The organism is Bacillus sp. 05T21, from assembly GCF_056396785.1.
In genome coordinates this window covers 42,097-59,313 of sequence record NZ_JBFTMD010000025.1, presented here as the reverse complement: position 1 = coordinate 59,313, position 17,217 = coordinate 42,097, and the positions used below count along the sequence as shown (strand labels likewise).

The 17,217-nt window shown below is 34.8% G+C and carries 16 protein-coding genes and 3 pseudogenes; 13 read left to right on the top strand and 6 right to left on the bottom strand.

The features are described from left to right. Positions 1 to 210: 210 nt before the first annotated feature. Together bglA and AC1DKZ_RS26925 are read right to left on the bottom strand one after the other, a co-directional pair. On the bottom strand, positions 211 to 1,656 hold the full coding sequence (gene bglA / locus AC1DKZ_RS26930; protein WP_098636494.1) for a 6-phospho-beta-glucosidase BglA: 1,446 nt from the start codon (positions 1,654 to 1,656) through the stop codon (positions 211 to 213). A 13-nt stretch (positions 1,657 to 1,669) separates the two neighbouring features. Next, positions 1,670 to 3,310 (bottom strand): annotated as a pseudogene (locus tag AC1DKZ_RS26925) (glucose PTS transporter subunit IIA); the annotation flags it as partial. Here AC1DKZ_RS26925 and AC1DKZ_RS26920 point away from each other — a divergent pair. Next, positions 3,307 to 3,534, top strand: a pseudogene (locus AC1DKZ_RS26920) (TspO/MBR family protein); the annotation flags it as partial. The pseudogenes AC1DKZ_RS26925 and AC1DKZ_RS26920 overlap by 4 nt on opposite strands. 124 nt (positions 3,535 to 3,658) lie before the next feature. Here AC1DKZ_RS26920 and AC1DKZ_RS26915 read toward each other — a convergent pair. Then, the gene (locus AC1DKZ_RS26915; RefSeq protein WP_098636493.1) at positions 3,659 to 4,015 is read right to left on the bottom strand and encodes a carboxymuconolactone decarboxylase family protein; all 357 of its coding nucleotides are present in this window, start codon (positions 4,013 to 4,015) and stop codon (positions 3,659 to 3,661) included. Positions 4,016 to 4,233: 218 nt separating this feature from the next. Here AC1DKZ_RS26915 and AC1DKZ_RS26910 point away from each other — a divergent pair, with 218 nt between their 5' ends. The 4 genes from AC1DKZ_RS26910 (at position 4,234) to AC1DKZ_RS26895 (ending at position 6,202) form a co-directional block, all read left to right on the top strand. Then, on the top strand, positions 4,234 to 4,662 hold the full coding sequence (locus AC1DKZ_RS26910; protein WP_431182942.1) for a ferritin-like domain-containing protein: 429 nt from the start codon (positions 4,234 to 4,236) through the stop codon (positions 4,660 to 4,662). A 154-nt stretch (positions 4,663 to 4,816) separates the two neighbouring features. After that, positions 4,817 to 4,990: a hypothetical protein gene (locus AC1DKZ_RS26905; RefSeq protein ID WP_001025956.1), complete on the top strand. Its 174-nt coding sequence runs from the start codon at positions 4,817 to 4,819 to the stop codon at positions 4,988 to 4,990. Positions 4,991 to 5,127: 137 nt separating this feature from the next. Further along, positions 5,128 to 5,415: a homing endonuclease associated repeat-containing protein gene (locus tag AC1DKZ_RS26900; RefSeq protein ID WP_234816612.1), complete on the top strand. Its 288-nt coding sequence runs from the start codon at positions 5,128 to 5,130 to the stop codon at positions 5,413 to 5,415. A gap of 448 nt (positions 5,416 to 5,863) precedes the next feature. Then, complete coding sequence (locus tag AC1DKZ_RS26895) at positions 5,864 to 6,202, top strand: DUF378 domain-containing protein (RefSeq protein ID WP_002187166.1); 339 nt, start codon at positions 5,864 to 5,866, stop codon at positions 6,200 to 6,202. 92 nt (positions 6,203 to 6,294) lie between these two features. On the opposite strand, the gene AC1DKZ_RS26890 is transcribed toward AC1DKZ_RS26895, so the two are convergent. Further along, entirely contained in the window at positions 6,295 to 6,459 is a 165-nt protein-coding gene (locus AC1DKZ_RS26890) for a DUF4021 family protein (protein ID WP_001010590.1), read from the bottom strand. A gap of 339 nt (positions 6,460 to 6,798) precedes the next feature. Between AC1DKZ_RS26890 and AC1DKZ_RS26885 the strand changes: the two genes are divergently transcribed. Together AC1DKZ_RS26885 and splB are read left to right on the top strand one after the other, a co-directional pair. Next, positions 6,799 to 7,062, top strand: a complete 264-nt coding sequence (locus AC1DKZ_RS26885; RefSeq protein WP_002187168.1) for a transcriptional regulator SplA — start codon at positions 6,799 to 6,801, stop codon at positions 7,060 to 7,062. Further along, entirely contained in the window at positions 7,059 to 8,087 is a 1,029-nt protein-coding gene (gene splB / locus AC1DKZ_RS26880) for a spore photoproduct lyase (RefSeq protein ID WP_098636491.1), read from the top strand. Before AC1DKZ_RS26885 ends, splB begins: the two co-directional genes overlap by 4 nt. A 396-nt stretch (positions 8,088 to 8,483) precedes the next feature. Here the strand turns inward: splB and AC1DKZ_RS26875 are convergent. After that, positions 8,484 to 9,901: pseudogene (locus AC1DKZ_RS26875) on the bottom strand (IS4 family transposase). Positions 9,902 to 10,262: 361 nt separating this feature from the next. Here AC1DKZ_RS26875 and AC1DKZ_RS26870 point away from each other — a divergent pair. The 4 genes from AC1DKZ_RS26870 to AC1DKZ_RS26855 are packed head-to-tail and all read left to right on the top strand — an operon-like array spanning position 10,263 to position 13,586. After that, positions 10,263 to 10,487 carry a hypothetical protein gene (locus AC1DKZ_RS26870; protein WP_098636490.1) on the top strand — a complete coding sequence of 75 codons (225 nt, stop codon included), beginning with the start codon at positions 10,263 to 10,265 and terminating at the stop codon, positions 10,485 to 10,487. A gap of 4 nt (positions 10,488 to 10,491) precedes the next feature. Continuing rightward, complete coding sequence (locus AC1DKZ_RS26865) at positions 10,492 to 11,739, top strand: efflux RND transporter periplasmic adaptor subunit (RefSeq protein ID WP_098636489.1); 1,248 nt, start codon at positions 10,492 to 10,494, stop codon at positions 11,737 to 11,739. Positions 11,740 to 11,743: 4 nt separating this feature from the next. Further along, complete coding sequence (locus AC1DKZ_RS26860; RefSeq protein ID WP_235713866.1) at positions 11,744 to 12,466, top strand: ABC transporter ATP-binding protein; 723 nt, start codon at positions 11,744 to 11,746, stop codon at positions 12,464 to 12,466. Continuing rightward, positions 12,432 to 13,586 (top strand): ABC transporter permease, encoded by a 1,155-nt coding sequence (locus AC1DKZ_RS26855; protein ID WP_476997428.1) that lies wholly within the window; start codon positions 12,432 to 12,434, stop codon positions 13,584 to 13,586. Before AC1DKZ_RS26860 ends, AC1DKZ_RS26855 begins: the two co-directional genes overlap by 35 nt. 610 nt (positions 13,587 to 14,196) lie before the next feature. Here the strand turns inward: AC1DKZ_RS26855 and AC1DKZ_RS26850 are convergent. After that, complete coding sequence (locus tag AC1DKZ_RS26850; RefSeq protein WP_088083934.1) at positions 14,197 to 14,496, bottom strand: hypothetical protein; 300 nt, start codon at positions 14,494 to 14,496, stop codon at positions 14,197 to 14,199. Between the two features lie 632 nt (positions 14,497 to 15,128). On the opposite strand from AC1DKZ_RS26850, the gene AC1DKZ_RS26845 reads away from it, so the two are divergent. Continuing rightward, positions 15,129 to 16,037, top strand: a complete 909-nt coding sequence (locus AC1DKZ_RS26845) for an acyl-ACP desaturase (RefSeq protein ID WP_098636487.1) — start codon at positions 15,129 to 15,131, stop codon at positions 16,035 to 16,037. Positions 16,038 to 16,254: 217 nt separating this feature from the next. Next, complete coding sequence (locus AC1DKZ_RS26840; RefSeq protein ID WP_002130368.1) at positions 16,255 to 16,716, top strand: CarD family transcriptional regulator; 462 nt, start codon at positions 16,255 to 16,257, stop codon at positions 16,714 to 16,716. The last annotated feature ends 501 nt before the right edge of the window (positions 16,717 to 17,217 follow it).

Below are 17,217 nucleotides of genomic sequence, written 5' to 3'. Positions count from 1 at the left end.
TCGGTCTCGAATCTTTTGTAAATAATCAAATATACAACTACATATCATTATAAATAACACTGCTCAAATAATCCAAACCCATAATTTCTTTAATCAGATAGAAAGCTAGGAGAAGTACAGTTAAATTTTATGCAATTGTAAGTAATTGCAGTAATTCATTGTACGTTGAAAAAGCAACGCTTACAACAGAACCTTTAATAGTGTAAATTTTTATCGAACATTAATTTCACCATTCGTTTGAATTACATATTTATACCAATGAAACGAATCTTTTTTGTAACGTTTCATGGATCCATTACCTTCATTATCACGATCCACATAAATCATCCCATAGCGTTTTTTCATTTCGCCTGTAGTAAATGAGACAATATCTATAATTCCCCAAGGTGTATAACCAATTAAATCGACACCATCGTAGGTTACTGCTTTTTCTAATGCTTCAATATGTGATTTTAAATATTCTATTCTTTTCTGGTCATGGATTGCCCCATCTTTTTCTAGAATATCCGCATCTCCAAATCCATTCTCTACGATAAATAATGGAATTTGATATCTGTCATACAATCGATTTAATGCATATCTTAATCCAGTGGGATCAATTGCCCATCCCCAATCAGTAGATTTAATATATGGATTTTCCACACTTTTAGCTAAACCACCGTTTACAATATCTTTTGCACTACTAATGTCCACATCATTTTTTACTGTCGTGGACATATAATAACTAAATCCTAGGTAATCTACTGTACCATTTTTTAATATCTCTTCATCACCTTCTTCGAAATTAATAACGTACCCTTCCCTTTCAAATTCTTTCAACGCATATTTAGGATAGTAACCACGAATTTGAACATCAGGGAAGAAGTATTTTAGTCTTAGTGATTCTTCGGCTAACATAACATCTTCCGGATTTGATGAATAAGGGTAAATAGGTATATACGAAATCATTGCCCCAATTTGGAAATCAGAATTAATTTCTTTTCCTTTTGTTACAGCTAATGCACTTGCAATTAATTCATGATGTCCTACTTGATACATTACTTCTTTAGCATTTTCTCCTTCTTTTACAACCACTCCTGAGTTTGTCCATAAAAATAGAGGGTTATTTACATCCATTTGGTTATTGATTTCATTAAAAGTCATCCAGTATTTCACTTTATTTTTATATCGTTTAAAACAAACTTCAGCAAATTTCACAAAGAAGTCTATTACTTTTCGGTTTCTAAATCCATCATATTCTCTGGCTAGATGCAATGGCATTTCAAAATGAGATAATGTGATGATAGGCTCAATACCATATTTAAGTAATTCATCAAATACATTATCATAGAATTGTAGTCCTTCTTCGTTAGGCTCTGTTTCATCACCATTTGGAAAGATTCTGCTCCATCCGATAGAAGTTCTTAAACACTTTAATCCAATTTCACCAAATAAAGCGATATCTTCTTTATATCTATGATAAAAATCAATTGCTTCATGGTTAGGATAAAACGTATTAGGTTCAACTGTATCTGTTATTTGTCTTGGCACTCCATGTTCACCTGCAGTTAGTACATCAACTACACTAGGTCCTTTATTCCCTTGATTCCATCCGCCTTCGAATTGGTGGGCAGCTAAAGCACCACCCCATAAGAATTTCTTTGGCATTGTTTTCATTATTTATTCCTCCTTATTTTACTACTGTAAATAATTTCTGATATAGTTTGGTTTCAGAAATATCTTCTACAATAATTTCTTTATAAGTATTCGAATTTGTTATGATAATAGGTGTAATTGTTTTTAACCCCTGTGTTTGAATTAATTCTTTATCAAATTCAATTAATAAATCCCCTTTTTTGATTTTTCTACCATCTTCTACATGTATAGTGAAAGGCTTTCCAGCTAATTTAACTGTATCTAAACCAATATGTACAAGCAATTCAATACCAGATTCTGAGCGTAACCCAATCGCATGTTTGGTAGGTGCAGTCATGACAACAGCTCCATCAAATGGGGCATATAATTTATGATCTGACGGATCTACAGCTAAACCTGTCCCCATAGCACCTGAGCTAAATACTTCATCAGGTACTTTTGAAAGTGGGATAACATTACCACTAAATGGAGCACCGATTGTTTCTTCATTATTCTGTTGGATATTTTTCTCGCATTTTTGTTTTGCTGTTAAGTTTTCACCTTCTATTTTTTCTGCTGTATCTTCACCGAATCCAAATATTTGAACTAAAATGATAGGTAAAATAATCGCAACCCCAGAACCTAATAAAATTCCCCAGATAGACATTGGGTAGTCAGCATTTCTACCATTTACAATCGTTAATGGACCTGGTAACCCCGCATAGGCAAAGTAGTATGGATTAAAAAAGCTAGCTGTAATTGCACCTATAGCGCCTGAAATACAGCCGAATATAAATGGCTTTTTAAATCTTAAATTCACGCCATAAATAGATGGTTCTGTAATACCAAAAAGTCCAGTAATACCTGCTGAAACTCCGACTTTGCGCACTTCTTGACTTTTCGCTTTTAAAACAACACCCAGTACGGCACCAACTTGTGCAACCACTGCAATTGTTTGATAGGCTTGGAATGAATCTCTACCATACAAATCAAAATTTGCTAACACCATAGGAGTAGTCCCCCAATGAATACCGAAAATAACTATTACTTGCCAGAACCCTCCTATAATAGCTCCAGCTAATGCGGGTACATTTTCCGCTAAGAAATTATAACCATTTGCAATTCCTGTTGCTCCCATTGTTGTAAGAGGTCCAATCAGAAACGATGTAAGCGGAACCATTATTACCATACATAAAAGCGGTACAAATAACAGCCTAATTGCCTCATTGATTCGCTTATTTAAAAATCTTTCAAGATAGGACAAAGTCCACACTAAAAATAGTGGTGGTAACACTGAAGATGTATACACTGTTTCAGTTAAGGAAATACCTAAAAAAGTAATACTATGTCCTTTTGCAATTTGCGCCGCCATTTCTGTCCATAAGGGACTTACTAATGCAGCACAACACGCAACTGCTATGTACATGTTTGTTTTAAAGTGCTTTGATGCTGTAATTGCGATAAAAATCGGTGAAAAAGTAAATGGTGCCCAAGAAATAAAGTTTAGAACTTGATAAGTTCCAGTTTCTACAAAGTTATCAGAGAGTAATTTTATTAATATTATTAAACCTTGTAAAATGCCAGCTGCGGCTAAAATATAAACAAATGGGGCAAAAACCGCTGACATGGTTGCGATTATACGGTTTAACACTGTTCTTTTTTCTTCTTTTGTTTCACTAGAAATATCGGTGTTTATTTCTTCTAAATTATATTTTAAATCAGGCTTTTAGCTTTTTTCAGTTCCACCAAAAAGATTTATTCTTAGCAACGATAGATTGTCTATTAGTGGCTGTTACTGCATTTCTTCTTATCATTTATTCATTCCGCTTATCTAAAGTAGCTGGATGGCTTCTAATCCCTTATCTGTTATGGACTACCTTTGCTACATACTTATCTTGGGCAATTTATAGTGTGAATTAAGGATAAAAACAAAAAACTTGAGTAAACTTCACACACGCTCAAGTTTTTTGTTTTTATTTATTGTGTAAAGATAGCAACACATGAACTCGAGAAATATATTCCTCAATTCATAATGATATTCCTATTACTGCTTTAACTCTTGGATACACTCTTGTACAAGAGTTACTGCCTGACTTATAGTACCACCACCACCAAATGCAGCTGTCACTCCCACCGCCTCAAAGATCTCCTGTTCTGAAGCTCCTTGATCTAGACATCCTTTAATGTGATAAATGATACAATATTCATCCTGAGAATAAAGACTAATACCTAAAGCAATTAACTGTTTTTGCTTTTTTGATAAGCTGCCCTCTTTAAAGCATTCCTCTGCAAAGGAATTAAATTGTTCGGCTAGTTTAGGCATCTTCTCAGTAAATAAACCCAAACCATACTTATAATAAAGAAGTGCAGATTTTGTAGAATTTCTACCTTCAAATTCCATATTTAATCCAGCTCCATTTCTCATATTTTTTAAACAAAAGTTAGTATGAGCCTAATGGGAATTGATTAAACAAAAATGATATTTATATCAAGGTGAGTGAAAGAGGAGCAAGGATTTAGAGATATGATATAACAGGAAATTAACTGATAGTATTGCACACACGATATGGATAATCCATCGACTTCTGTAAAAGGATAACGTAAAAAGGAAGTGATGATATGGAAAAACAGAGTGTAGTCAATACATTAAATGCCTTTCTAAAAGGGCAGTACATGGGTATTCATGCCTATGAGCATTATATAGAGAAGTTAAAAGATACAGAAATAAAAAAGGAATTTCAAAGAATACAACAAGATCACAAACAACATGCCTTAAAAGTAGCAGAAAGAATACAAAATCTTGGAGGAGTTCCGGTTGATAATGAAGGAATAGTTGGCTCTGTTCAAGGTTTGATAAGTCAATTTACAGTACCAGATACAACAGAAGGAATTGTAAGTAGCGCGTTAAAGGGCGAAGGTTATTATGGTGTTCAAATATCAGAAGAAATTGTACAAGGTGATTTAGATCCAGAAAGTCATATGTTAATACATGATATTTTAGATAAAGATAGGGAACATGTAAATGTATTAAAACAACTTATGCATTAACATTTTTAGTTATGCTGTATCATAATTAAAAGAAGATATTTAAAATAACTCCACATATTTTCACAAGACAGGAAAATACTAATACTTGTTTTAGTACTTTAATTCCAAAGTATTAAAGCAGGATTACTAACTGCGATACTAGGAGGACGTTACTATGAATATTCGTGAAGGATTAATTCCGACTACATTAGGTACAGCAGTTACAGCTGCGGGTTATGCCTTGAAGCAAACTCGTGGATCTAATAAGATGATTGCAAATACAGTATTTGGATTTGGTTTAGCTCACGTTGTTTTAGGTGTAATTGATCTTGTGGAACATCGTCGTTAGAAGAAAAGGCAAGCACATTTTGATGCTTGCCTTTTTAATATCGTCAGTATTTATTATTTTTTTGAAAGTAATCCATAAATTAAGAACGAATTAAATGATTAAATGTATTATATCGATAAGGTGGTTACAAGCTAAATATGTATACAAGACGGATTTTGCTATCTAGGTTAAAAGAATGGGCTCATTCCGATCAAAAGTTACCAACTGCCAAAGAAATATTAAAAGATCCCAATATGCCTGCTTTATCTACGTATGTAAGACATTTTGGAAATTGGAATGTGTCTTTAAGGCAAGGAGGATTTCAACCTAGAAAAAAGTTAAGTAAAGAAATAAAACAAAGCAGGCGGTTCAATAAACCGCCTGCTTTGCCCACTTGTTATGAAACGTTAGTCATTTATAGGAGCTTTTTAAAGGCTCAAGTGTAGTATGAACGTACTGTTGTATATTATGCGAAATAAAAGAAGCAAGTTGTTTAAGAAAAGGTTGGTTTATGTAACATCAAAAAGCCTTTGTAGAAACAAAATAATAAATTGTATATGTATTAGATATTTTGTGTATGAAACCATTGTTAATTTCTAATGATAAGATTGAATCCTAGCAACTAACAGGATAGCTAATATGATGCAGAAAGTACAAATAGGGTTAATTATTTTAGTACCTATAACCGAAATACCATGCAGTCTTATCACAGTATTAAATAATAAAAACATTAAAATGTTAGTCAAAGCTTATATTATGGTACTGGAATGTATTTATGTTGAATTATGAGCTATCACTTTAATTGGAAATCAAAGCTAACGATTCAAGCAGGAAGAATACAGATTATTCCTGTACATTGTTTTACAAGTTGAGACTGAAGGAGGTGTCATATGAATGAGAACTATACAGCGAATTTCCTTAGCTTTAGTTATTATTGGTGCTATTAATTGGGGTCTAATTGGTTTCTTTAAGTTTGATTTAGTAGGAACAATATTTGGTGGACAGAATGCCTTTTTAGCAAGAGTAATCTTTGCTCTTGTTGGACTAAGTGGGTTAATGTGCTTAACTCAGTTGTTTCAACCAATGAAGGATGCGAATCAAGAGATGAATCGTAAAGAATATGGAAAACCTAATTATAGTACTGAATTTGGTAAGGAAACAGATATAGTAGATTTAACAGAGAATTCGAGGGGTGCGTATAAGCACAAACAAAATACATGGGATAAAGAGTAATAAAAAACAAGGGAACTTTGATTTCCCTTGTTTTTTATTACAATTGAAATATGTATGGAAAATAAAAGTAATATTGAAATACTAAGTATTTTTCAAATTTCCTTTTTTTGATGTTCTTTGTCTTCAATATCAGTTTCTGGCATTCCATACAATCCATTCATGGCTTGTTCTACTGGTTGAAGTCCAATTTGTGTAGTATTTGATTTTAAGTTTTTAGAATTACTACTCTCTTCTTTTTTCGAATGTGGAAAATTCATTTTTATAACCTCCAAACATTAAAGTTTTAAAAAATTAAAAGCATATGAAAAGAGTATGGCAGATAAAAATATGTATTATCTTCCAATTGAATGAACAATTAATTTAGCTATTTAAGTAATAGCTAATAGATAGTATGTCATCTTTTCTATAAAATATGTAAGATGGGTGTTTTTGCCGATCCCTCGAAAAGGGGGATCGGCAAAACACCTTTATACAAATTTAGTTAAGTCCATCTATTTTTTCCATAATAAAGAAGACATAATTATACGCACTAAAGGCAAAATTTTAGTAATGAATAACATTGCTCAGTGGATTCTACAAAAAGAAAAGGTGATGGAATGAAATTGTCTAACGAAAGTAAAACTTATTATGCTGGAGATATTGTCTATGTTTTTTATCGAAACCCCCACACACAAGATGTAGCCAATATACAAGCAGCAGCAGTTGTAAATAACCCTGAGAGACCAAATGAATTAGCATTATTTCTTTACGAAACTTATTATCCACTAACAAATGAGATGGCTGTTTATTCTACTGAAGAAGAGGCAAACCAAGCCTATACTTACTATTGCGGGGATATTTCAGAGGGGATGTTAGAATGAATAACCCATTCATGCCTAAACTTGTATATTTTGAACCTAAAGCATTAGATTATCCATTAGGGAGGGAGCTTTTCGAGAAATTTTCAAAGATGGATGTTGAAATTCGGCATACTACTTCCCATAATCAAGTGAGAGATTTGCCAGGTGATAACGATTTCCAGAAGTATCGAGTAGCAAAATCTACTCTTGTCGTTGGGATTAGAAAAACACTGAAATTTGATACGTCAAAGCCTTCAGCAGAGTATGCTATTCCCTTTGCAACAGGTTGTATGGGCCATTGTCATTATTGCTATTTACAAACAACCATGGGAAGTAAGCCATATATCCGTACCTATGTAAATGTCGATGAAATTCTAGAAGCTGCTGATAAATATATGGAGGGTCGCGAGCCTGAATTAACACGGTTTGAAGCTTCCTGTACATCAGATATTGTAGGAATTGATCATTTAACTCATACACTTAAGCGAGCGATTGAACATTTTGGAGTCTCGGAATATGGGAAATTACGATTCGTGACGAAATTTCACCATGTGGATCACTTGCTTGATGCAAAACATAATGGAAAAACAAGATTTCGGTTTAGTGTAAACGCCGATTATGTTATTAAAAACTTTGAGCCTGGGACCTCTCCGTTGGCTAAACGAATTGAAGCAGCAGGAAAAATAGCTAGAGCAGGATATCCGCTAGGGTTCATCGTAGCTCCTATTTATCTACATGAAGGTTGGCAGGACGGGTATTATCATATGTTTGAACGCCTTGATGCTGAATTACCCCTCGATGTAAGGGATGATATTACATTTGAATTTATTCAACATCGTTTTACAAAGCCTGCTAAGAGGGTGATTGAAAAAAACTACCCTATGACCAAATTAGAATTAGATGAAGAGAGAAGAAGATATAAATGGGGGAAATATGGAATTGGAAAATATATTTATCAAAAAAAAGAAGAGGAGGATATAAAAAATCATCTTTATTCTTATATGAAAAAGTTTTTCCCAAATGCAAAATTGGAATATTTTACATAATAGACCTAGCCATACATGCCCGTCAACTTAAGAAAAATAAATGCCCCCAAAACGAAAAAATGAGCTGACTTCTCAGAGGAACTATCTGTAGAGAAAGAAAATTTCCGTTTAGGGGGTATATGAAAACCTTAGCTTGATGGCTCATAAAATCTTCTACTTATGTAGCGTATAACTAACTACGGTTTCAAAAATACTCAACCATCAAGCTCCATTTGAATATCAAATTCCGATGGCTGCATAGTCTTTTTTACAGTTTTCTACTTGACGGTGGTAAGACCACATCACTATCAAGCTAACCAAGTAACTTACTAGATATGAAACAATCCTTGGCTCAAAACTAGCAATTGATAGAAAAGTAGGCATACTAAAGAAGCCTATTAAAAGGTGATTTTTTCGCTAGACAGCTTGTCTATGCTTCACCGTCGTTTTATACACAATCCCTAGAATATCAAAGACGGTCATCTTCTTATACCGATGACATTTACGACCGGTCTTTTTGAGAAGTTGATAAAGACGATACAAAATTTTCAAAAGTTCTTCTGTGCCAATGGCTATCGCTTGAAATAGTAACGGAAAGTAATCTTTAATCATATAAATTGCTTTGTATTCACTCAGCTCCTGCTTTGTTTTTTCAAGCAGAAACTGTCGCATTTGAAACATCGTAGAAGAACTGAGGAGAATGCCGATTAGTTGTCCATATAAATGGCACTCTAGGCGTTCTCTTTTTATATTTTTACATTCATCAATTTCAAAAAATGACTTCCACGTTTTAAACAAAATTTCAATCTGCCACCGAAGTGAATACAGTGAGTGCACGTAGTTCGTTGGTACTCCTTCTAGAGATGTGTTCGTGATATATACATTTATACCCATTAAATGTTTACTTTTATCCTTCATGACAATGCCTTTTTTCTTTTCACGTATCGCTTGGTTTCTCAGGCGTGTTTGCGTTTAATCATCGGTTAAACGATGGATAATGACACGTGCTGGAAGTTTCTGATTTTGGCCAATGTACGCCTTGGGAATTTCTATCGTTTCACCGGGGATTAGACCCAACATCATTTGTGTCATATCAAGCTGGATGTATTCTGTTTGCTTTTTTAACGTGCCGTTGTTGAAGTATTCTGGCTCAGGGTTCTTGATATAAATGCGTGTATTCAGCTTCAACCGCGAGATATAGTAAGCCTCTTTATCATGAATGGTTTGTAAGTCTCCTAAATCGAAGTAACCAAGATCACGTAAACACAAATCGCCCGCCTCTACGGTTTCAAGGCAAACGGTACCGTATGTTTTATGATTATTCTTTCCTGGTCCAAGCTGCAAGTTAAGAAATTGACCACTAAGTAAATCATATTCCAATTGGATTTTCACGCCTGCCGTATTACTACTCCCACCTGAACCTTGATAGTTAGTGGCGAAATGATTAGGCAATTGAAACACTGTCGCATCTAAAATACGGATACGATTGAAAGTAGAGATCATGTGTGCAGAAAGCGAGTGATTTGAACAGAGTTTTTGTGTGAGAAGAGAAGTAAAGACTTCTCGAAGAAATGCGACAGCTGCTGGATAAAGCGTTGATTCAATCCTACTGAGCTCATCAGTACTCCAGTTGAAGCTTCTAACTGTGTAAGTGATGTGCTGGCTACTTCTTGACTGATCCATACGCAAAGGGCAATGAGTTCGTTCGCTTGATACTTACTAGATCGCTGTACAAAGCCAACTTGTTTGGCGATATCTTGTAGGACTACTGGAGATAAAAAGTATTGTAGCTCTTGTGCGAAAAGATTCAGTTCATTTGAAATAATAGGATTCATTAAAATACCATCCTTTCTCATAAACTTCTTATGATAAGCATAGCGATTTTTCATTTTGAGGGTATAATTTTAACTTGCTTGATGGGCATGTAGGTGTACCCCATTTAGAAAACTTTGCAACATAACCTATAACTATAATATACGAAATTAGCAAAGGCTTCCTCTATTTTATTGAGGAAGCCTTTGCTTGTCTAAACTATATAAACTTTTTCAGTGCCATCGTGTAGATAGCTCTTTGTTTTTTTGTTGCAAAAAAGAACATTCGTAAGAGGTTTTACATGTAAGGTTGAAATTTTAAGAAAAAGTTAAGGAACGAAAGTCATAATGGGCTTATCAACAAAATATACGAGGTGGAATAAAAATGGAACAAACTAAACAAAAGTTAATAAAAATTTTACTCATAGTAAATTTGGGGGTAAGTACGTGCGCAGCTATCGGGATAGGCTATATAGCTTACAAACAAAGTAAAAGTCCTGATTTTTCAGAAATGGGCTCAAGAGGGCGCGATAAGATGTTCCCGGGTAATGGTCAATTCCAGCCGGGTCAAGAACAATCGGGGCAAGCTCAACAATGGGAAGGAGAATAGAATTTTGAAAAAGTGGATTATCATTTCAACCATTATTGTTGTAATAGGAGGAGTAAGCGCTTGGTTCTTTTTGCATAAAACAGATAAAACGCAAGGTCAAGGTGTTATGGCTGCCTCTCAAAAAACAACAGTACAACAAGGGAAACTGGAGGTAGCAGTTAGTGGCTCGGGTTCGGTTACAGCAAATACGGATCAAGATGTAACAGCGAAAGATACAGTTCTTATTGTGGATAGTATAAGTGTAGCGGCTGGAGATACAGTAAAAAAAGGTGACACACTTGTAACATTTAAAAATGGTGCTGTCGTTACGGCTCCGTATGATGGGGAAATTCAATCAGTTAGTGCAAAAAAAGGTGGCAAAGCGTCACAAGGAACAATTCTTCTTCGTATGGAAGATGCAGATGGATATACATCACCTGTAACGAGAGGGAACAATAGTGTAAATTCGGATAAAGCAAGTGGTGGAAGTGGTTTGACAGCCGATAGTGTAAATGTGAAGGAAGGCGATGTTGTAGAGGAAGGCGCAACACTTGTAACCTTTACAGATGGAAGCATTTTGCAAGCTCCAGTAACTGGAACAATTACAAGCCTTTCTGTTGCAAGCGGTGATTCTGTACAGGCTGCGGATCCAATTGCACACATAACAAATTACAACGCTTTGCAAACAACGATTAGTGTTGATGAATTGGATGTACCGAAAGTAAAAGAAGGTCAAGCGGTAAAAATAACAGCAAGTGCATTCGGAGATGAAACATTCAGCGGAAAGGTAACAAATGTAGCGACAAAAGGAACAGCAGAAAAAGGCGTTTCTACATTTGACGTAACTGTACAAATTGAAGATCCGAAAAACATGAAAATTGGGATGTCAACAGAAGCAAGTATCTCAATAGAAAGTAAAGAAGGCGCATTATACGTCCCAGTAGAAGCGGTGCATACAAACGGAAATGAAAAATATGTACTAGTTCCTACATCTTCAGACGATGCGACACAGTCAACAAAAAAAGTGACAGTAGAAACTGGTATTTCAAATGATACGCATGTAGAAATTACAAAAGGGTTAGCAAAGGGAGATACGGTGCAAATACCGAGAGTTCAATCTAAAGGAAATTCTTCTCAAGGACCTATGATGATGCCTGGCGGAAACTCCCAAGATAGATTTGGTGGCGGCAATTTCCAAGGAAGACCTGGCGGTGAGTTTGGAGGAAGATCTACTGGCGGAGCTCCAGCTGGCGGCGGACAAGGAGGGCGTTAATGTTATGGTAGAGCCAATTATTCAAATAAAGAACATGAAGAAAGTCTACGAACTTGGCGGCGAAACAGTAATGGCTCTAAAAAGTGTTTACCTCGATATTCAAAAGGGTGATTTTATCTCTATCATAGGACCATCAGGCTCTGGAAAGTCAACATTTATGAACATGATTGGATGCTTAGATCGACCGGATTCAGGTGAATACTTGCTAGATAATGAAGAAATAGGGAAAATGAAAAGCTCCCAACTTGCGACGATTCGAAATGAAAAAATAGGTTTTATTTTTCAAAATTTCAACCTTATAGCGAAGCTTACAGCAGTTGAGAATGTCGAGCTGCCACTCATTTACCGGGGCATGAAAGCAGGAGAACGAAGAGAAACGGCATTAGAGGCATTAAAAAAAGTAGGATTGGCAGATAGAGCGAATCATTTACCTTCTCAATTGTCGGGTGGCCAGCAGCAACGTGTCGCAATAGCACGTGCGTTGGCTGGACATCCTCCTATTTTATTAGCAGATGAACCGACTGGAGCACTGGATAGTAAAACGAGTAAGGAAATATTGGGAATTATGAATTCATTAAATGAGCAAGGGCATACCATTATTCTTATTACGCATGATTTAGATGTTGCAAAGAAAGCAAGCCGTGTCGTTCGAATTCACGATGGACAGCTCTATGAGAATGGAGGTGAATGGTTTGCAAACATTCAAAATGGCACTGAAAAGCATTAGAGCACATAAAATTAGAGCATTCTTAACGATGCTTGGGATTATTATCGGTGTATCCTCTGTTATAGTTATGGTTGCGATAGGGCAAGGATCGACAAAAGAGGTACAAGATCAAATTGGCAACTTAGGTACAAATGTATTAACGGTAACGATTACAGATTCAGAAGCTACATTTAAAGAAAATGACGCAAAACAAATTCAGGATATTGATGGTATTAAAGACATTGCACCAACAGTATCAGGAAGAGTAACGGTGAAACATGAAAAAACGAATACACAAGTATCAATGATTGGAACAACTTCTTCTTACTTAGAAGTCCGCGATTTAAAACTGCAATCAGGACGCTTCATTGCAGACTTAGATCAAGGGAATCATTCAAAAATTGCAGTACTTGGTTCAAGCACAGCACAAACATTATTCGGTTTAGGAGACCCGGTCGGTAAATCAATAAAGGTAAACGGAACATCCTATAAAGTTGTTGGGGTTCTTGAATCAGTGGGAAGTTCATTAGGAACAAGTGGAGATAGTACGATTATTGTCCCTCTTAGCACCGGACAGCGCTTAGCTGCTACTACGAATGTTGGGACAACATATGTGAAGGTAGAAAATGAAGATATGATTAATTTCATATCGAGCCGCATTGAAAGAACGATGCATTCAATTGTAGGTGATACAGATAGTTATAGCGTATCAAGTCCAAAAGATTTAATGGAAACTGCATCATCTGTCAATGACACGATGACATTAATGCTAGGCGGAAGTGCAGCAATCTCTCTTATCGTAGGCGGGATTGGTATCATGAACATTATGCTTGTATCAGTTTCAGAACGCACAAAAGAAATTGGGATTAGAAAAGCAATTGGAGCAAAACGAAAAAACATACTGCTTCAATTCCTTATCGAAGCAGTTGTATTAAGTTCATTCGGTGGAATAATTGGAATAGGGATTGGGGTAATCAGTGCTCAAATATTTACTCTAGCCACAGGTACAACAATAGCATATTCCATACCAGTTATGCTGTTATCATTTGTTTTCTCTTTATTGGTTGGAGTTGTATTCGGTGTATTTCCAGCCAATAAAGCGTCTAAACTTGACCCAATTCAAGCACTACGATATGAATAGAACAAAACAAAGCTATCGTATCCTACGAACACTTTGCTTTGTTACTATGTAAGAAAACAGGGTTCTGGTGCAAAAAGTTTAAAGCTATCGCAAGTAATCTCCTAAACTTGGAGAAACAAAAGGTGCGCTCAATGAGTTCGCCTTTTGTTATCAAATTTGCTTAGCGTATATTTTCGTTAAAATGTGGGCGGTATGCCAGATTTAAAAGACTGAATTCAGTCTTTTTTTGTTTTAGGGGTATTAATTTTTTCTTAGCTTGATGGACATGTGGTGCTATCCCAATAATAAAAGAATATGAAGAAGCAAAGTAGCATTTCTGATAGGAGAAATGCTACTTTGCCCCCGGTTGTAGGAATCTTGGAGTTTTTGCACCAGAACAGTATTATGTATATCGAGAAAAAATAAAAGACAACTCTAATTAAGAGTTGTCTTTTTGTGTAATAAAATTTACAAAATCTGAAGATATACAAACGACTAGAATACGTTATGGTTATTATTATAACAAAGATGAAGAGTATTGAGAATAAAAAGAATGTTATAATGAGCTTTGAGCTTTTTGTTAACAAAGTTTCGAAAATAAACTTTTTATAAAGGTTTTCTTTGAATATGATTATTGTATTTCGAGGGTTTCCTTATAAACCTTAGCTATATATTTTACAAAATCAATGACGGGATAGTGTATGAGTGAACGGTGCTGCGTAAACTGAATCCCTTCTTCTTCCATTTTTAAAATAAGTTGTTCAATTTCCAACTCTTTTTGTTGTATCCTATTATAATTTTGGTACACAATATTTTTCCATTGATAGGAGGAACCGTGAAAATAACTTTCTCCTTTTACCCTGTGACTAAATATTATTTCTATTTTTTCTCTACGTTGTTTTTCCTTCATATGCGCTTCCGTTGACTGCATGTTTATCGCCTCTTCCCTTTGTGCTACGATCTAATCGTGTAAATAACCCCATCATAGTCAATGTACAGTGATCTTGTTGGGAATTTGTCGTTTAAGGCTATCTCATCAACTGTATATATTTTTCAAGCGCTTAATCTAACATCTTGGATCTTACATCTAAATAAGTTGTTAGTGTGTATAAAATACCATTACTCTTTTCAGTTTTTGCTACCAATAACAAAATTAGAAAGTAGTGAAAACGCAGGAAAGATTAATTGTTTATCAATCTTTATTATAAAACGATTCTTTATGGGCATGCACCTTTTTACAATCACCAAGATTTACAACATGACGAGTATCTTCATCCATGAATGTTATTCCCTATTTACTGAGGATCGTTTTTTTATCTAGGCTAAGCAACATATCGTATGCCTCAGAATCCCTTTATAAAAGAGGACAATATATGTAACGGTTCCCCTTTTGATATGAAAAAATCCTATAAAAATATAGCGCTCTTAAGGAGTTTTGTTACAAATTTATTATGTTGGACTTAAAAAAAGGAAAGTAATATTTATTTGTAGAAAATTTTTAAGGATAAAAATGAATGTAAAAATAGGATGACTATCTATGATAAGAAAAGGGGGCACTTATATATGCTAACCAATGATTTAGATTTCCGATTAGAACCACGTTTAAAAGAACTGTATGAACAACATAAAATAAGAGCGCAAAAGATAGACTGGGGTTATCATGAGTTTTTACCTTGGGATAAGGGGATGGACTTTAAAAGAGTTCCTTGGGATGAAAGCCAAGTTACTCTTCCTTCTGGTGTAATTACAGCTATTGAAACAGCTTTATTAACAGAAGTAAATTTACCATGGTTTACAACGTATTTATCTGCAACTTTTAAAGGATCCCTTTCTGTTATTACGGATTTTATTCATACTTGGACTTCAGAAGAAGATCAACATTCGAATTTGTTGGAGACATATTTACTACTCACTCGAAGTGTGAACCCTAAACGATTACATGAATTAAGAAGGTCAGTCGTTGAGGGGGGATTTGAACCTGATTTTCACACACCAATCGAAGCAATGACATATACGACCCTACAAGAACTTGCAACGATGGTGTTTTACAATAATGTAGCTAAGATTGCAAGTAAGCACGATCCAGATCTTGCTACATTATTACGCCGTCTTGCAAAAGATGAAACTCTTCATTATGCGTTTTATCGAGACGTCATTCGAACACATTTGGAATTGGAACCTAATTATTGCTATCATATTGCCAATGTGATTAGGAATTTTAAAATGCCAGGTGCTGTCATGCCTGATTTTGAAAATAGAATGACTGTAATTGCAAAAGAAGCTAACTATGGGCCGCTGCAATATTTTGATCAAGTACTTGATGTAGTAGTTGATTATTGGGGGTTAAAAGACTTACGACCCATTGCACCTCTAGCTGAAAAAGCAAGAATTGAGATTTTGGAGTACCACATAAGATTGAAAAAAATACGGGATCGATTTGGTCGTTTTCAAGGGAAAACTGATCTATGTTAATTAATCGACATTTTAGGATGTATATGGGCAAATTGACCGTCCCTTTATTGAGAATCTGACACACTCCCTATTGTTTTGGGGGTGTTTTTTACTTAATTTAATTTTTGTTAAAAAAGTGGTTGACGATAAAAATGATTTTATGATATTATAAAATATTTGATAAAAAATCACATATATGTTAAGGTTAAGAAGGTTACCATATATGGAGGTGGATTATATGTTTCAAATTGGCGATAACATTGTTTATCCAATGCACGGAGCAGGTATAATTGAAGCCATAGAAGAAAAAGAATTCTCAGGGAAAAAACAACAGTATTTTGTTATAAAAATGTCAATCAGTAATATGCAAGTCATGATTCCTATGGGGAAAATATTAAGTTCGAGTATACGCCCAGTTACTGATATACTTGCATTAAAACACATTATACACATTTTTCAGCATGGAGAATCAGATAAATTATTGCCGTGGAAACAAAGGTATAAAGTGAACACGGACAAAATAAAAACGGGTGAAATACAAGAAGGTGCTGAAGTTGTACGTGATTTAATGCGTATGAAGAAAGAAAAGGCACTGAATACAAGCGAAAAAAAAATGTTGGATAACGCACATGAATTTTTGATTAGTGAACTGGGTTTAATTAAAGGGATCACTGAAAATCAATTAAAAAGTTTCTGTTAAGGTTCATTATAGATAATGTATTACATCCCCCGAAAATATCCTGAATTTTTCGGGAATATGATTATTATTAAAAGTAAATCATTTCAAAGACATTCAACTTCTTCAACTCACTTTTAGAGTAGGAACCTCTTTTGTTATTACTTCAATCTAATCCATTTTTATTTTTACATTTCTTTTACGAAAGTTCGAAGTTTCATTAAATAACTCGATCAAATAGTCACTTGATTTTTGCAATCCTGATTCACACTGGCACGGACAAGGAGCCGTAAGGATGAAAGAGAGGTAGGGCTTTTATTGTTTTAGGTATATATATCTAAGTCATTATTTCTAGAAGAAAAAACAATCAATCTCATCTCTATCTTTAAGAGTTTTTACATTTACTGAGACAGTGAATAGTAATTGTTTATCTTCTTTTCATAAGAGAGATACGCGAGTTGGTACCATCTAAATATATGGTCAACGATACAAATTGATGGGATTTCTAGAACAAGAACCCATTTT

What these genes read in the sequence shown, in the direction of transcription:
- AC1DKZ_RS26915 (WP_098636493.1), bottom strand. Translation starts at nt 4,015, where the DNA reads ATGGAATTTGAAGGTAGAAATTCTACAAAATCTGCACTTCTTTATTAT.
- AC1DKZ_RS26885 (WP_002187168.1), top strand. Translation starts at nt 6,799, where the DNA reads ATGAAATTGTCTAACGAAAGTAAAACTTATTATGCTGGAGATATTGTC.
- AC1DKZ_RS26850 (WP_088083934.1), bottom strand. Translation starts at nt 14,496, where the DNA reads ATGCAGTCAACGGAAGCGCATATGAAGGAAAAACAACGTAGAGAAAAA.
- AC1DKZ_RS26845 (WP_098636487.1), top strand. Translation starts at nt 15,129, where the DNA reads ATGCTAACCAATGATTTAGATTTCCGATTAGAACCACGTTTAAAAGAA.
- AC1DKZ_RS26910 (WP_431182942.1), top strand. Translation starts at nt 4,234, where the DNA reads ATGGAAAAACAGAGTGTAGTCAATACATTAAATGCCTTTCTAAAAGGG.
- splB (WP_098636491.1), top strand. Translation starts at nt 7,059, where the DNA reads ATGAATAACCCATTCATGCCTAAACTTGTATATTTTGAACCTAAAGCA.
- AC1DKZ_RS26870 (WP_098636490.1), top strand. Translation starts at nt 10,263, where the DNA reads ATGGAACAAACTAAACAAAAGTTAATAAAAATTTTACTCATAGTAAAT.
- AC1DKZ_RS26895 (WP_002187166.1), top strand. Translation starts at nt 5,864, where the DNA reads ATGAGAACTATACAGCGAATTTCCTTAGCTTTAGTTATTATTGGTGCT.
- AC1DKZ_RS26890 (WP_001010590.1), bottom strand. Translation starts at nt 6,459, where the DNA reads ATGAATTTTCCACATTCGAAAAAAGAAGAGAGTAGTAATTCTAAAAAC.
- AC1DKZ_RS26860 (WP_235713866.1), top strand. Translation starts at nt 11,744, where the DNA reads ATGGTAGAGCCAATTATTCAAATAAAGAACATGAAGAAAGTCTACGAA.
- bglA (WP_098636494.1), bottom strand. Translation starts at nt 1,656, where the DNA reads ATGAAAACAATGCCAAAGAAATTCTTATGGGGTGGTGCTTTAGCTGCC.
- AC1DKZ_RS26900 (WP_234816612.1), top strand. Translation starts at nt 5,128, where the DNA reads ATGTATACAAGACGGATTTTGCTATCTAGGTTAAAAGAATGGGCTCAT.
- AC1DKZ_RS26840 (WP_002130368.1), top strand. Translation starts at nt 16,255, where the DNA reads ATGTTTCAAATTGGCGATAACATTGTTTATCCAATGCACGGAGCAGGT.
- AC1DKZ_RS26905 (WP_001025956.1), top strand. Translation starts at nt 4,817, where the DNA reads ATGAATATTCGTGAAGGATTAATTCCGACTACATTAGGTACAGCAGTT.